Here is a 213-nt window from a genome sequence, read left to right as displayed (position 1 = left end):
GGGGTGATGGCGTGCCTTTTGTAGAATGAACCGGCGAGTTACGTTCCCGTGCAAGGTTAAGGTGAAGAGCCGGAGCCGCAGCGAAAGCGAGTCTGAATAGGGCGACTTAGTACGTGGACGTAGACCCGAAACCGGGTGATCTACCCCTGTCCAGGGTGAAGGTGCGGTAACACGCACTGGAGGCCCGAACCCACGCATGTTGAAAAATGCGGG

At 57.7% G+C, this 213-nt stretch carries 1 rRNA gene; it reads left to right on the top strand.

From position 1 onward, the window contains the following. Positions 1–213, top strand: a 23S ribosomal RNA gene (locus EL84_RS00010); the annotation flags it as partial.

Source organism: Paenibacillus sp. VT-400, assembly GCF_001029205.1.
GTDB lineage: Bacteria > Bacillota > Bacilli > Paenibacillales > Paenibacillaceae > Paenibacillus > Paenibacillus amylolyticus.
The sequence above is the reverse complement of the archived record's forward strand: the minus strand, read 5'-3'. Positions and strand labels throughout refer to the sequence as shown.